This window comes from Herbiconiux liukaitaii, assembly GCF_041927495.1.
GTDB classification, from domain to species: domain Bacteria; phylum Actinomycetota; class Actinomycetes; order Actinomycetales; family Microbacteriaceae; genus Herbiconiux; species Herbiconiux liukaitaii.
This window is the reverse complement of record NZ_JBHFHG010000003.1, coordinates 162,447-177,028: the sequence shown is the minus strand read 5'-3', so window position 1 is coordinate 177,028 and position 14,582 is coordinate 162,447. Positions and strand designations below refer to the sequence as shown.

The 14,582-nt window shown below is 69.3% G+C and carries 14 protein-coding genes; 5 read left to right on the top strand and 9 right to left on the bottom strand.

Features of this window, described 5'->3' with window-relative positions:
* Window positions 1-33 precede the first annotated feature (33 nt).
* Both ACEXQC_RS05220 and phoH2 read left to right on the top strand, forming a co-directional pair.
* Window positions 34-819 carry an isoprenyl transferase gene (locus ACEXQC_RS05220; protein WP_374819203.1) on the top strand — a complete coding sequence of 262 codons (786 nt, stop codon included), beginning with the start codon at window positions 34-36 and terminating at the stop codon, window positions 817-819.
* Between the two features lie 213 nt (window positions 820-1,032).
* Window positions 1,033-2,403: an RNA 5'-3' helicase PhoH2 gene (phoH2, locus tag ACEXQC_RS05215; protein WP_374820131.1), complete on the top strand. Its 1,371-nt coding sequence runs from the start codon at window positions 1,033-1,035 to the stop codon at window positions 2,401-2,403.
* Between the two features lie 5 nt (window positions 2,404-2,408).
* Here phoH2 and ACEXQC_RS05210 read toward each other — a convergent pair whose 3' ends face one another.
* The 6 genes from ACEXQC_RS05210 to xseA form a co-directional block, all read right to left on the bottom strand.
* Window positions 2,409-2,873 (bottom strand): prepilin peptidase, encoded by a 465-nt coding sequence (locus ACEXQC_RS05210; protein WP_374819201.1) that lies wholly within the window; start codon window positions 2,871-2,873, stop codon window positions 2,409-2,411.
* A gap of 91 nt (window positions 2,874-2,964) precedes the next feature.
* Window positions 2,965-4,380, bottom strand: a complete 1,416-nt coding sequence (locus tag ACEXQC_RS05205; protein WP_374819199.1) for a class II fumarate hydratase — start codon at window positions 4,378-4,380, stop codon at window positions 2,965-2,967.
* 77 nt (window positions 4,381-4,457) lie between these two features.
* A complete protein-coding gene (locus ACEXQC_RS05200; protein WP_374819197.1) occupies window positions 4,458-5,126 on the bottom strand; it encodes a carbonic anhydrase in 669 nt (222 codons plus the stop codon).
* Complete coding sequence (locus tag ACEXQC_RS05195; protein ID WP_374819195.1) at window positions 5,123-5,779, bottom strand: DUF4245 domain-containing protein; 657 nt, start codon at window positions 5,777-5,779, stop codon at window positions 5,123-5,125. The genes ACEXQC_RS05200 and ACEXQC_RS05195 overlap by 4 nt, the downstream gene beginning before the upstream one ends.
* A 4-nt stretch (window positions 5,780-5,783) precedes the next feature.
* Window positions 5,784-6,023: an exodeoxyribonuclease VII small subunit gene (locus ACEXQC_RS05190; protein ID WP_374819193.1), complete on the bottom strand. Its 240-nt coding sequence runs from the start codon at window positions 6,021-6,023 to the stop codon at window positions 5,784-5,786.
* A 9-nt stretch (window positions 6,024-6,032) separates the two neighbouring features.
* A complete protein-coding gene (gene xseA / locus ACEXQC_RS05185; protein ID WP_374819191.1) occupies window positions 6,033-7,307 on the bottom strand; it encodes an exodeoxyribonuclease VII large subunit in 1,275 nt (424 codons plus the stop codon).
* Between the two features lie 87 nt (window positions 7,308-7,394).
* On the opposite strand from xseA, the gene ACEXQC_RS05180 reads away from it, so the two are divergent.
* Window positions 7,395-8,429: a 4-hydroxy-3-methylbut-2-enyl diphosphate reductase gene (locus ACEXQC_RS05180; protein WP_374820129.1), complete on the top strand. Its 1,035-nt coding sequence runs from the start codon at window positions 7,395-7,397 to the stop codon at window positions 8,427-8,429.
* Here ACEXQC_RS05180 and ACEXQC_RS05175 read toward each other — a convergent pair.
* The gene (locus tag ACEXQC_RS05175) at window positions 8,426-9,022 is read right to left on the bottom strand and encodes a DUF6264 family protein (RefSeq protein ID WP_374819189.1); all 597 of its coding nucleotides are present in this window, start codon (window positions 9,020-9,022) and stop codon (window positions 8,426-8,428) included. The genes ACEXQC_RS05180 and ACEXQC_RS05175 overlap by 4 nt on opposite strands.
* Window positions 9,023-9,035: 13 nt before the next feature.
* Window positions 9,036-10,061, bottom strand: a complete 1,026-nt coding sequence (gene fbaA, locus ACEXQC_RS05170) for a class II fructose-bisphosphate aldolase (RefSeq protein WP_374819187.1) — start codon at window positions 10,059-10,061, stop codon at window positions 9,036-9,038.
* Between the two features lie 138 nt (window positions 10,062-10,199).
* On the opposite strand from fbaA, the gene glpX reads away from it, so the two are divergent.
* Entirely contained in the window at window positions 10,200-11,183 is a 984-nt protein-coding gene (gene glpX, locus ACEXQC_RS05165; protein WP_374819185.1) for a class II fructose-bisphosphatase, read from the top strand.
* A gap of 17 nt (window positions 11,184-11,200) precedes the next feature.
* Here glpX and ACEXQC_RS05160 read toward each other — a convergent pair whose 3' ends face one another.
* Window positions 11,201-12,937 (bottom strand): DNA recombination protein RmuC, encoded by a 1,737-nt coding sequence (locus tag ACEXQC_RS05160; RefSeq protein WP_374819183.1) that lies wholly within the window; start codon window positions 12,935-12,937, stop codon window positions 11,201-11,203.
* 97 nt (window positions 12,938-13,034) lie between these two features.
* On the opposite strand from ACEXQC_RS05160, the gene ACEXQC_RS05155 reads away from it, so the two are divergent.
* Window positions 13,035-14,546: a CoA-acylating methylmalonate-semialdehyde dehydrogenase gene (locus ACEXQC_RS05155; protein ID WP_374819181.1), complete on the top strand. Its 1,512-nt coding sequence runs from the start codon at window positions 13,035-13,037 to the stop codon at window positions 14,544-14,546.
* Window positions 14,547-14,582 lie beyond the last annotated feature (36 nt).

Below are 14,582 nucleotides of genomic sequence, written 5' to 3'. Positions count from 1 at the left end.
TCAGACTACGCCAGCAGCGAGTAACGTAACGGTGTGCCGAAACGCCAGCATCAGGTCGGAGAAGGTCTTCTCTACCGCCTCTACCAGAGGCGCATCCGTCGTCATCTCGACGGATCGGTGCTGCCCAAGCACGTCGCCATGATCCTCGACGGCAACCGTCGCTGGGCCAAGCAGCGCTCGCTCGGCACGGCCGCGCACGGGCACAGGGCGGGGGCCGCGAAGATCCGCGAGTTCCTCGAGTGGTGCGACGATCTGGGCATCGAGGTCGTCACGCTCTACCTGCTCTCCACCGACAACCTCACGAACCGGTCCGGCGAGGAGCTCACCGAGCTCATCGAGATCATCGCCGATCTGGCCGACGACATCTCGCGCTTCCGCGACTGGCGGGTCAAGCACGTGGGCACGAACGCAGGCCTCCCCGAGCCGCTCATCGCGGCCCTCGACGGAGCAGAGGCGCGCACCTCCTCCCACGCGGGGCTGCACGTCAACCTCGCGGTCGGCTACGGCGGCCGCTCGGAGATAGCGGATGCGGTGCGCAGCATCATCCAGAAGCACCGCGACCTCGGCCACGGTCTCGACGAGCTCGAGGCGGACATCGACCAGGAGCTCATCGCCGAGCACCTCTACACGGGTGGGCAGCCGGATCCGGACCTGGTCATCCGCACCTCGGGCGAGCAGCGCCTCAGCGACTTCATGCTCTGGCAGTCCGCCCACAGCGAGTTCTACTTCATGGAGGCCCTCGGCCCCGACGTGCGCGAGGTCGACTTCCTGCGCGCGCTCCGCGACTACTCGCGCCGCCAGAGAAGGTTCGGCAGCTGACTCTCGAATTACACGCGTGTAACACATTGTTAATCTTCGAAGTTGCGTGTCGTAACCCACGGGGTGCTGTGCAGGCGTAGCTTCGGATTCATCAGGCATGGCGCCTGTTCGAGACGGCCACATAAGTACGTTTCGACTGACCTCCACTGTGGCCCGATCGCCTACTGATCCGAGCGTCTCGCGCTCGGGGTTGGAGTGGACGTGGCCGAGCCCATGATTCAGAAGCCCAGCAGGAACAGCACAGGAGAGGATGTCCGGAACACCACCCAGACAGCGAGCACGACTTCTACCGCCGAGGTGACCTACGTACTGGACACCTCGGTTCTTCTGTCTGATCCGAAGGCGATCTTCCGCTTCGCCGAACACGCGGTGGTGCTGCCGGTGATCGTCATCACCGAGCTGGAGTCGAAGCGCAACGATCCCGAGATCGGCTACTTCGCCCGCCAGGCCCTCCGCAACCTCGACGAGCTGCGGGTGCAGCACGAGCGCCTCGACTTCCCGATCGCGGTCGGCACCGAGGGTGGTTCCCTTCGAGTGGAGCTCAACCACTCGAACACATCGGTGCTGCCCTCCGGTCTGCAGCTCGGCGACAACGACACTCGCATCCTCGCCGTGGCCCAGAACCTCGCCAACGACGGGCTCAACGTCACCGTCGTGTCGAAGGATCTGCCGCTCCGCGTGAAGGCCGCCTCCATCGGTCTCGCCGCCGAGGAGTACCGTGCCGAGCTCGCCGTCGACTCCGGGTGGACCGGTCTCGCCGACCTGCGACTGAGCGCCGACGACATGTCGAAGCTCTACGACAAGGAGACGTTCTCCACGCCTCTCGTGCGCGACATGCCCATCAACACGGGCCTCGTCATCCAGTCGGACCGCGGATCGGCCCTCGGCCGCGTCGTCTCGCGCGACACGTTCCAGCTCGTGCGCGGCGACCGCGACGTCTTCGGCCTGCACGGCCGCTCGGCGGAGCAGAGGGTGGCGATCGACATGCTGCTCGACCCCGAGGTCGGAATCGTGTCGCTGGGGGGTCGAGCCGGTACGGGGAAGTCCGCTCTGGCCCTGTGCGCCGGTCTCGAAGCGGTGCTCGAGAAGCAGCAGCACAAGAAGATCATGGTGTTCCGGCCGCTCTACGCGGTCGGCGGTCAGGAGCTCGGCTTCCTGCCCGGCGACGCCGCCGAGAAGATGAACCCGTGGGCGCAGGCGGTGTTCGACACGCTCGGCTCGCTCGTCTCGCAGAACGTGCTCGACGAGGTCATCGACCGAGGGATCCTCGAGGTGCTGCCGCTCACGCACATCCGCGGCCGGTCGCTGCACGACGCGTTCGTGATCGTCGACGAGGCGCAGTCGCTCGAGCGCAACGTGCTGCTCACGGTGCTCTCGCGCATCGGGCAGAACTCGCGCGTTGTGCTCACGCACGACGTGGCGCAGCGCGACAACCTGCGGGTGGGTCGGCACGACGGCGTGGCCTCGGTGATCGAGACGCTCAAGGGGCACTCGCTCTTCGGCCACATCACGCTCACGCGCTCCGAGCGCTCGGCGATCGCCGCCCTCGTCACCGAGATGCTGGAGTCGAACGAGCTCGCCTAGCGAGGTCACGGCCACCCCACGAACGCGGCCACCACGCCGAACCAGAAACCCGCCAGCATCGGCGGGCCGAGGGGGAGGCGGGTGGCTGCTGTTCGGCGGGCACCCAGCGCGGCCGCGCACGTCGTCATCGCGGTCGCGACCGCGGCGATCGGCAGCGTGCGCTCATCCGTCACCGACGCCGCCCCCGCCAGCAGCACGGCGAGCTTGACGTCGCCCATGCCGACCGCGCCCATCGACCACCCGCAGCCCAGCACGCCGGCGGCGAGCACTGGGGCAGCGAGCACAGGAGTGGCGACATCCGGGCCGAGCCCGTTCCCGAGCAGAGCGCACAGCAGCAGCACGAGTCCCGGCACCACGAAGGCGTTCGGCAGTCGCAGCCGCCGCGCGTCTGCGAGCGCCAGCGGCACGCTCACCACCGCCAGGTAGGCCAGCAGGAGCACGCCCCACGGCTCATACGGGTTCGTCGACATGCCGCCACAGTAGGCAGCCGGTCACGCACAAGGGCCGCGACCCCCACATCTGTGGATGGTCGCGGCCCGGGGCTGCGAGGTGCAGGAGGAGTTACTTGGCGACGGGCGGCCTCGTCATCGAGAGCACGTCGAGCGCCGAGTCGAGCTGCTCGAGGGTGACCTCGCCGCGCTCCACGAAGCCGAGGTCGATCACGGCCTCGCGCACCGTGAGGCCCTTGGCCACCGAGTGCTTGGCGATCTTCGCGGCGGCCTCGTAGCCGATCACGCGGTTGAGCGGCGTCACGATCGACGGCGACGACTCGGCGAGAGCACGAGCGCGCTCGAGGTTGGCCTCGAGCCCCACCACGGTCTTGTCGGCGAGCAGCACGGAGGAGGTCGAGAGCAGGCGGATCGACTCGAGCAGCGCCGTGCCCATCACGGGGATGGCCACGTTGAGCTCGAAGGCCCCCGAGGCGCCCGACCACGCGATCGAGGCGTCGTTGCCGATCACACGCGAGCACACCATGAGCACGGCCTCGGGGATGACCGGGTTGACCTTGCCTGGCATGATCGAGGATCCGGGCTGCAGGTCGGGGATGTGCAGCTCGCCGATGCCCGTGTTCGGGCCGGAGCCCATCCAGCGCAGGTCGTTGCAGATCTTCGTGAGCGAGACCGCGAGCACACGCAGCGCACCGGAGGCCTCCACGAGCGAGTCGCGGGCGCCCTGCGCCTCGAAGTGGTCGCGGGCCTCGGTGATGGGCAGGTCCGTCTCCTCGGCGAGCAGCGAGATCACGAGCTGCGGGAAGCCGGCGGGCGTGTTGATGCCCGTACCCACCGCGGTGCCGCCGAGGGGCACCTCGGCCACGCGGGGGAGTGCCGACTTGACGCGCTCGATGCCGAGGCGGATCTGGGCCGCGTAGCCACCGAATTCCTGGCCGAGGGTCACGGGCGTCGCGTCCATGAGGTGCGTGCGGCCGGCCTTCACGGCGGTGGCCCAGAGCACGGCCTTCTCCTCGAGCGCCTTCTGCAGGTGCTCGAGCGCGGGGATGAGGTCGTGGATGAGCGCACCCGTCACGGCGACGTGCACCGAGGTGGGGAACACGTCGTTGGAGGACTGCGAGGCGTTGACGTGGTCGTTGGGGTGCACGTTCGAGCCGAGCGAGGCGGTGGCGAGCGAGGCGAGCACCTCGTTCATGTTCATGTTCGACGAGGTCCCGGATCCGGTCTGGTAGACGTCGATCGGGAAGTCGCCCTCGAACTCACCGGCGACCACACGGTCGGCGGCGGCGGCGATGGCCTGGGCGATCGCGTCGTCGAGCACCCCGAGGCGGCTGTTGGCGAGGGCCGCGGCCTTCTTGATGCGGGCGAGGGCGGCGATCTGCGCGCTCTCGAGCCCGGCGCCCGAGATGGGGAAGTTCTCGACCGCACGCTGGGTCTGCGCACCGTAGCGGGCGGTGGCCGGAACCCTCACCTCGCCCATCGTGTCGTGCTCGATGCGGTACTCGGTCTGGTCGGCGGTGTCCACCACTGTGTGGTCGTCCTTTCATCGTGCCGGCGACGCGGCGGAGCCGCGCCCGTATCGGCGGTGTCGTGTCGAGAGGGGGTTCAGAGATCGCCGAGCGCGATGTCGGCGACGGCCCGGCCCTCGGCGAGTCGGTAGTTGGCCCCCACCACAGCCAATCTACCCTCAGCGACCGCCGCGGTGATGATCTCGGAGGAGCGCAGGAGCTCGCCCACGGTGTCGCGCAGATGGGCCTTGCCCACCGCCGCGGCATCCGGAGCCGTCAGCAGCGTGCCGTCTTCGGCCCGCTCGGTGGGCACCTTGTCGATGGCGGGCACGATCTGCTGCACGAGGCTGCGGATGTGGCCGGGCAGCGGCGCGGCGTCGGGCAGCTGGGAGTCGATGGCCGCGCGCACCGCACCGCACTCGTCGTGCCCGAGCACCACGATGAGGGAGACGCCGAGCACCTCCACGGCGTACTCGAGGCTGCCGACCACGGAGTCGGAGATGACCTGACCGGCGTTCCGCACCACGAACAGGTCGCCGAGGCCGAGGTCGAAGATGATCTCGGCGGCGAGACGAGAGTCGGCGCAGCCGAACAGGGCGGCGCGGGGCGTCTGCACGTGCGCCATCTTGGCGCGGGTCTCCACATCCTGCCGCGGGTGCTTGGGGGTGCCCGCCATGAAGCGCTCGTTGCCGCGCAGCATGGTGGCCCAGACCCGGGCGGGCGTGGTGGGCTCGGATTCCTCCGGGGTCTGCAGTTCGTCGGTCATTCCGTCGTCTCCTCCTGCGTGAGCACGGCATCGCCGATCGACCGTGCCACGATCTCGATCTCCTCGGGCTCCGCGGTGCCGAACACCACGAACGTCGACTGCCCGGCCTCGGTGGTCAGCGCGTACTCGACGTTCCCCACGTCGCTCAGGCCGCTGTTGTCGTAGATCGTCCACTCCACACCATCGAGGGTGACGACTCCGCTCGCGAGCCCCTCGGCCACCTGGTCGGAGAGCCACGTGGGGTTCGCATCGACGCCCTGGGTGAGCCCCACGTACTGCTGCTCGGGCGAGATGAGCCCGATGTACCACGAGACCACGCCGTCGCTCGGAGCGGTGCGGATCTCGGCCGCGTTCGAGGTCCACTCGGCGGGCAGGTCGGGCACCGCGAGGGGCACGGGCATCGACGACTGGGCGCTCTGCGCCACTTGCGCGTAATCGATGGGGTCGAGCAGCGAGCCCTCGGACCGCGGCACGAGGAAGACGATCGCGGCCACGAGCGCCACCGAGGCGAGCAGCGCGTAGAGCAGGTTGAAGAGGGTCTTGCGGTCTCGGTAGAGGCGCGAGGCCTCGGCCTTGCGCGCGGCGGCCTCGTCGGGCGTCTCGGGGCGGCCGAGCTCGGCGACGATCGCCTGCTCGCTCTTCTGGCGGGCCATGGCGCTACTCTCCCGCCGTCGCCCGAGCGGCATCCAGCCGCTCACGCGCGCCGATCAGCCATTCCTCGCACCGCTGCGCGAGCTTCTCGCCGCGCTCCCACAGGGCGAGCGACTGCTCGAGTGTGGCGGAGCCCTGTTCGAGCTCGCCCACCACGCGGATGAGCTCGTCGCGAGCCTCCTCGTAGCTGAGCGCCGCCGCGTCGTCGCGCGGTGCGCTGGAGGCGGGAGTGGGTGCTGCGGGCATGCTTCGATCCTACCGATCCTGGGCTGTGCGGGAGCCGCCGCCGGACACCGTGCCCGCCGAGACGGCGTCGAACGCTCCGTCTGCCACGGTGACGGTGAGGGCGGTGCCCTCGGGCGCCTCGGCGTCGGCGCGCACGATGTGGCCGGCGTGGGTTCCGCTCGTGGCCTGCACGATGGCGTAGCCGCGGTCGAGCGTGCGCTGCGGCGAGAGAGCCCGCAGGTGGCCTGCGAGCTCGCGCACCGTGTTCTGCTCGCGCTCGATGGCGCGGCGCACGAGCTCCTCGCCGCGGGCCACGAAGCGCGTGAGATCCTCCGACCGGCGGTCGATCATCCAGCCGGGATCGGCGAGGGCCGGCCGGCTGCGGATCTGCGCGATCCGATCGACCTCGGCCGAGACGAGGTGGCCCACGCGGCCCCGGATGCGCAGGCGGGCCTGGTCGACCCGGTGCAGCTCCTCGGTGACATCCGGCACCACGCGCTTCGCCGCATCCGTGGGGGTCGACGCCCTCAGATCGGCCACGAGATCGAGCAGGGGGGAGTCGGCCTCGTGGCCGATGGCGCTCACCACGGGCGTCGACGCGGCGGCCACCGCGCGCACCACCGCTTCGTCGCTGAAGCCCAGCAGGTTCTGGAAGTCGCCGCCGCCGCGCGCCACGATGATGACGTCGATCGTGGGGTCGGCGTCGAGCGTCTCGAGGGCCGCGACCACCTCGCGGGCGGTGCGGTCGCCCTGCACGGCGGTGTGCACCACGCGGAACCGCACCGAGGGCCAGCGCAGCTGCGCGTTCCGCAGCACGTCCTTCTCGGCGTCGCTGTCCTTGCCTGTGATGAGGCCGATGCCGCCGGGAAGGAAGGGCAGCGGCTTCTTGCGGGAGCGATCGAAGAGCCCCTCGGCGGCGAGCTGCGTCTTGACGCGCTCGAGCCGCTCGAGAAGATCGCCGAGCCCCACGTGGCGCATCTCGAACACCTGCATGGTGAGCGTGCCGCCTCGCACCCAGTAGTTGGGCTTCACGAGCGCGATCACGCGGTCGCCCTGCTTGAGGTCGGCCGGGAGCTTGGCCTTCACCGACGACCAGACGGTGAAGCTCACCGTCGCGTCTCCCGTGAGGTCTTTGAGCTTGCCGTACACGTTGCCGCCCGAGACACCCCACTGGGTGATCTCGCCCTCCACCCACGCGGTGCCGAGGCGCTCGATGTAGCCGCGGATCTTCTGCGCGAGCTCGCCCACGGGCCACGGGTTCTCGAGGGTCGGCGGGCCGGAGACGAACGCTGGAGCGTCGGTCACGCCATCACTCTCCCTCACAGAAGCATTCACCCAGTCGTGCCGACGTAGACTCGGGGGGTGAGCAATGCGACGACCATCAGCCTGCCGATGCCGAGGATCCCCGGCACTCGCAACAGGCTAAAGGATAACCCGGTGACCGGGCACAAGCGTGTGCTCCTGGCGGCCCCTCGCGGCTACTGTGCAGGAGTGGACAGAGCGGTCGTCGCCGTGGAGAAGGCGCTCGAGAACTACGGCGCTCCCGTCTACGTGCGCAAGCAGATCGTGCACAACGTGCACGTGGTCTCGACGCTCGAGAAGCGCGGGGCGATCTTCGTGGAGGAGGTCGACGAGGTGCCAGAGGGCGCCCACGTCGTGTTCTCCGCCCACGGTGTCTCGCCCGCCGTCGTGCAGGGTGCCGCCGATCGCGGCCTCCAGGCCATCGACGCCACCTGCCCGCTCGTCACCAAGGTGCACCGCGAGGCCGTGCGCTTCGCCCGCGACGACTTCGAGATCCTGCTCATCGGCCACGAGGGCCATGAGGAGGTCGAGGGCACCGCAGGTGAGGCCCCCGAGCACATCACTCTCGTGGGCAGCCCGGATGCGGTCGCCGACATCGAGGTCAAGGATCCGGATCGCGTGGTCTGGCTCTCGCAGACGACCCTCTCGGTCGACGAGACCATGGAGACCGTGCGCCGTCTCCGCGAGAAGTTCCCGAACCTTCAGGATCCGCCCTCCGACGACATCTGCTACGCCACCCAGAACCGCCAGGTCGCCATCAAGAAGGTGGCCAAGGATGCGGATCTCGTGATCGTGGTCGGCTCGGCCAACTCCTCCAACTCGGTGCGCCTCGTGGAGGTCGCGCTCGAGTACGGCGCCAAGGCCGCCTACCGCGTGGACTACGCGCACGAGGTGAAGCAGGAGTGGCTCGACGGCGTCCAGACCGTCGGCGTCACCTCAGGCGCCTCCGTGCCCGAGGTGCTCGTGCAGGATCTGCTCGACGACCTCGCGGGCGCCGGCTACGGCGACATCGAGACCGTGCAGACGGCGGAGGAGGACCTCGTGTTCTCGCTGCCGAAGGAGCTGCGTCGCGACACCTCAGGCAAGACCGACCCCCGCGCCACCGGGGGCCGGCACCGCCACTAGGGCGCCGTCGTCGACAGCGTGTCGAGGATGACGGGGTCGGCCATGACAGCGATCATGACGACCGTGAAGAAGATCAGGGTCGCCACCACGGCCCCGATGATCGGGATGAAGAACGCGAGCTTGTTCGAGCGCACGCGTCGGATCGAGTAGACCGCGGTCAACGCGAACACGAGGAACGTCAGCGCCGCCCCCGCCACGCCGGCGGAGTTGGCCGTCGCCGTTCCCGCGTAGGCGGCGTCGATGCCCCAGATGTCCATGACCTGCTGCATGACGTCGGGCAGCGACACCAGTGACGCGATGGTGTTCGCCGTCCAGAACAGTCCGAGCACGAGCAGCACGATCGTGGCGATGCGGTCGGCCCGGTTGACGGGGCGGCCGTCGGGGCCCACGGCCGAGGGAGCGGTCGGCGGCGGGATGGGTGTGCTCATCGCGCGCCGATCGGGCTCGGGCGGTGAGGGCTGCGCAGCGGGTGCGGGGGAGGAGCCCTCCGCACCCGCCGTCGGCTCGGCGGGTGCGGCATCGGCCGGCGGCTTCCACTGCCATCCCTCGGGGGCGAGTTCGCCGTACTTGGGCTTGGGTCGGTCGTCGGTCACGCGCAGCCCTGCCCTACTTGCCGGAGTGGCCGGCGGAACCGAGCTGCTGGGTGGCCTCCACCACGCGGGCGGCCATGGCGGTCTCGGCGATCTTGCCCCAGGCGCGGGGGTCGTAGATCTTCTTGTTGCCGACCTCGCCGTCCACCTTGAGGATCCCGTCGTAGTTCTTGAACACCGTGTCGGCGATCGAGCGCGTGAAGGCGTACTGGGTGTCGGTGTCGATGTTCATCTTGATCACGCCGTTCGAGACGGCCTCGGCGATCTCGGCGTCGGTCGATCCCGATCCGCCGTGGAAGACGAGGTCGAGGGGCTTGGGGCCGGTGCCGTACTTCGCGGCGATCCCGTCCTGGATCTCCTTGAGCAGCTCGGGCTTGAGCTTCACGTTGCCCGGCTTGTAGACGCCGTGCACGTTGCCGAAGGTGAGGGCGGCCATGTAGCGGCCGTTCTCGCCGAAGCCGAGGGCCTCGACGGTCTGGATCGCGTCGTCGAGCGTGGTGTAGAGGTGCTCGTTGATGTCGTGGCTCACGCCGTCCTCCTCGCCGCCGACCACGCCGATCTCGACCTCGAGGATGGCGTTGATGGCCTTGGTGCGCTTGAGCACGTCTTCGGCGATGCGGAGGTTGTCGCCGAGGGGGATGGCCGAGCCGTCCCACATGTGCGACTGGAAGATGGGGTTGCGGCCGGCCCTGACCTCGGCCTCGGAGGCCTCGATGAGCGGGTACACGAAGTCGGCGAGGGCCGGCTCGGGGCAGTGGTCGGTGTGCAGGGCCACGGTGATCGGGTAGTTCTTGGCCACCTCGTGGGCGAAGGCCGCGAAGGCGAGGGCGCCGGTGGCGCGGGCCTTGACGGTGTGGCCGGCGAAGTAGTCGGCACCGCCGGTGGTGACCTGGATGATGCCGTCGGAGCCGGCCTCCGACAGACCCTGCAGCACGGCGTTCAGCGTCTGCGACGACGAGACGTTGACGGCGGGGTAGGCGAAGCCGCCGTTCTTGGCCTTGTCGAGCATCTCTGCGTACTGGTCGGGGGTTGCAATGGGCATGTCATCTCCTTTGGTGGGCACGCTAGGGCGCGCCGGCCGGTGCCGTTCGACCCGAGTCTATCGACGGCGGGTGCCGATAGGCTTGAAGAGGCCCGCCGGTCAGCACAGCCCGGTCGGGCGTCCACGGAAGGATCCGCCATGACCGCCGACAGCGCTCACCTCTACGAGCATCCCGACCGCAACCTGGCCATGGAACTGGTGCGTGCCACCGAGGCCGCCGCCATCCGCGCTCAGCCGTTCATCGGCAAGGGCGACAAGAACGCCGCCGACGGCGCCGCGGTCGATGCGATGCGCAAGTTCCTCAACACCGTGGAGTTCGACGGCCTCATCGTCATCGGCGAGGGGGAGAAGGACGAAGCGCCCATGCTCTTCAACGGCGAGCACGTCGGCACCGGCCGCGGGCCCGCGTGCGACATCGCGGTCGACCCCATCGACGGCACCTCGCTCACCGCCGCCGGCCGGCAGAACGCCATCTCGATGCTCGCGGTCTCCGACCGTGGCACCATGCTCGACGCCTCGTCGGTGTTCTACATGGACAAGATCGTGACGGATGCCGATGGCATCGGAATCATCGACATCGACCGGCCGATCGGCGAGAACATCCGCGCCCTCGCGAAGGCGAAGGGCAAGGAGGTCGGCGACATCCGGGTGGCCGTGCTCGACCGGCCGCGGCACCAGCAGCTCATCGAGGACATCCGCGCCACGGGTGCCGGCACACGTCTGATGCTCGACGGAGATGTGGCCGGCGGCATCAACGCCGCGCGCTACGGCACGCGCATCGACATGTGCGTGGGCATCGGCGGGAGCCCCGAGGGCGTGGCCACGGCGTGCGCCATCAAGGCGCTCGGCGGTCTCATCCAGACGAGGCTCGCGCCGAAGAGCGACGAGGAGCGCCAGAAGGGCATCGACGCCGGGCTCGACATGGACAAGCTCTACGAGGCCAACGACCTGGTCTCGAGCGACAACACCTTCTTCGTGGCCACGGGCGTGACCGACGGCGGTCTCGTTGCGGGCGTCAAGCGCCTCGGGCCCATCATCCGCACCGAGTCGATCGTGCTGCGCTCGCACTCGGGCACCATCCGCCGCATCGAGGCCGACCACCTCGTGGAGAAGTGGCTCTAGCCCAACTCCCCAGCTTCTCAGCGCGGGTGGGTACCGGTGCCGAAGTCGAGCTCGATGTCGATGACCTGCGCGGCGGCCTCCGACTCGTGCTCGAGGAACGCCGCGTCGCGCGCTGCCGCCGGGTCACCTAGCGCATCGAACTCCGCGACGGCGCGCTCGACCTCGGCGGCGCGCTCGTCGTCGTCTCCGTCGGCGTCGTCGGTCTGGTCAGGCGCGGTCGCGGCCGGCGTCGCCGCCGTCACGGCGGGCGTCGAGGCGGCCGCCGACTCGAGCTCCGCGAGGAGCTCGTGCCCCGAGAGCTCGCGCGGGGCCTCCTCGATGGGCGAGAGCTCCGGGAACAGGCTCTCGCTCGAGAGCGCCCCCAGCTTGCGCGCCGTGGGGAACACCTGGCGTTCGAACGAGCCCACGAAGGCGTTGTAGTCCTTCACCGAGCGGTCGATCGTGCGCCCGAGCTTGTCGATGTGCGAGGCCGTCTTGCCCAGGCGCGTGTAGAGCTGCTGGCTCAGGTCGAACAGCTGGCGGGCCTCCTGCGTCAGCACGTCCTGCTGCCACGAGAACGCCACAGTCTTCAGCACCGACCACAGCGTGACCGGCGAGGCGAGCGCCACGCGCTTGCCGAACGCGAACTCCATGATCGACGGATCGGCCTCGAGCGCGCTCGACACGAGCGACTCGCTCGGGATGAACGCGATCACGAGCTCGGGCGAACCCTCGAGGCCCGTCCAGTAGCCCTTGCTGCCCAGAGCGGTGATGTGCTCGCGCAGCGCCTTGACGTGCTTCTTCATGAGCTGCGTACGGTGCTCGCCCTCCACACCCGTGGCCGAGGCCTGGATGGCGGAGGCCTCGAGGTACGCGTCGAACGGCACCTTCGCGTCGACCGCGATGTTCTTGCCACCGGGCAGGTGCACCACCATGTCGGGCCGGCCGGCACCGGAATCGCTCATGATCGAGGTCTGCACGTCGAAGTCGACGCGCTCGATGAGCCCGGCCGCCTCCACCACGCTCCGCAGCTGCGTCTCGCCCCACACCCCGCGGGTGCTGTTGGAGCGCAGCGCCGAGGCGAGCGACTCGGCCGTGGAGCGCAGGCGCTCCTCCGACTCGGTGGCCGACTTGAGCTGCTGGCTGAGCTCGCCGTACTGCAGCTGGCGCTGCGCCTCGAGCTCCACCACCTTCGCCTGCACGGCCTTGAGGCTCTCCTGCACGGGGCTCAGGGCAACGAGCACCTTGCTGTCTTCGCCCGCGCGGGTCTTCTCCGCATCCTGAACGTCCTTGAGGCGCCGCTGGAAATCGCTCAGCCGCTCCTCGAGCGTGCCGATCTGGGCGCGGTACTGCGCATCCTGCTGCTCGAGGCGCTCGCGCCCCTGCTCCTTGGCGAAGGCGAGCTGCGCCTCGAACTGCTCGCGCGCGAGCGTCGACTGCTCGCGGTGCGCGGCGGTGAGCGCCTCGAGCTGCTCGCGATGCGTGAGCGCCCCCGACTCCACCTGCTCGCGCAGGCCCAGGGCGGTGGCCTCGATGCCGGCGACACGGCTCTGCAGCCCCGCGCGCTCCTCGACGAGCTGCTCCACGCGCGACCGGGTCTCGGTGAGTGCGGCGGTGCGCTCGCCCAGCGAGCTCTCGAGCAGTGCCCGGGAGGCCAGGGAGTCGGCGGCACCGGCACCACCGGCACCGCGCAGACGGGCGACCAGGAGCCCGCCCAGCACGCCGAGGGCGAGACCGACGAGCAGACCGAGAAGGAGGGGGAGCAGTGCGTCCATGCGGTCAGTCTCGCATCGACCACCGACACCGGGTCGCTGCCACGGCGGAGGATCTAGGCTTGGCCCAGGAATCCCCGTTCGAAGAGAAGCAGGAACCATGTCAGACGCACTTCCCGTAGTGAACCACTTCGTCGGCGGCCAGGAGCTCGTCTCCACGAGCGGCCGCACGGCCCCCGTCTTCGATCCCGCCCTCGGCGAGCAGACGAAGAGCGTGGCGCTCGCCAACAAGGCCGAGATCGACGCCGCCGTCGCCTCCGCCAAGGCCGCGTTCCCCGCCTGGCGCGACACCTCCATCACCAAGCGCCAGCAGGTCATCTTCGCGTTCCGCGAGCTGCTCAACGCTCGCAAGGGCGAGCTCGCCGAGATCCTCACTGCCGAGCACGGCAAGGTGCTGAGCGACGCGCTCGGCGAGATCACCCGCGGCCTCGAGGTCGTCGAGCTCGCCACGGGCTTCCCGCACCTGCTGAAGGGCGAGTACTCCGAGAACGTCTCGACCGGCGTCGACGTCTACTCCACCAAGCAGCCCCTCGGCGTGGTGGGCATCATCAGCCCCTTCAACTTCCCGGCGATGGTGCCGATGTGGTTCTTCCCGATCGCCATCGCGGCCGGCAACACCGTGGTGCTGAAGCCCAGTGAGAAGGATCCGAGCGCCGCCAACTGGCTCGCCGGGCTGTTCAAGGAGGCAGGCCTCCCCGACGGCGTCTTCAACGTGCTGCACGGCGACAAGGAGGCCGTCGACGGCCTGCTCGAGCACAAGGACGTGAAGAGCATCTCGTTCGTCGGATCCACTCCCATCGCCCACTACATCTACGAGACCGCGGCCAGGAACGGCAAGCGCGTGCAGGCTCTGGGCGGTGCCAAGAACCACATGCTCGTGCTCCCGGACGCCGACCTCGACCTGGCCGCCGACGCCGCCATCAACGCGGGCTTCGGCTCGGCGGGCGAGCGCTGCATGGCCATCTCGGTGCTCGTAGCGGTCGACACGATCGCCGACGAGCTGGTCGCGAAGATCCAGGAGCGCATGGCCACGCTGAAGACGGGTGACGGTCGCCGCTCGTGCGACATGGGCCCGCTCATCACCGGTGTGCACCGCGACAAGGTCGCCTCCTACATCGACCTCGCGAACGACGACGGCGCGACCGTGGTGGTCGACGGCCGCGACATCGTGAACAACGGCGAGGTCGACGGTGCAGCCGATGGCTTCTGGCTCGGCCCCACCCTCATCGACAATGTGCCCACCTCCTCGAAGGTCTACCTCGACGAGATCTTCGGCCCGGTGCTCTCGGTCGTGCGCGTGCACTCCTACGAGGAGGGCGTCGACCTCATCAACAACGGCGCCTACGGCAACGGAACGGCCATCTTCACCAACGACGGGGGAGCGGCCCGCCGCTTCCAGAACGAGGTCGAGGTCGGCATGATCGGCATCAACGTGCCCATCCCCGTGCCGGTTGCGTACCACTCGTTCGGTGGCGTCAAGGACTCCATCTTCGGTGACACCAAGGCCTACGGACTCGCGGGCTTCCGGTTCTTCACGCAGGAGAAGGCCATCACGTCGCGCTGGCTCGACCCGTCGCACGGCGGCATCAACCTGGGCTTCCCCCAGAACTGAGTGTGAGCCCGGTCGTCCCTCCGGAAAGTAGGATGG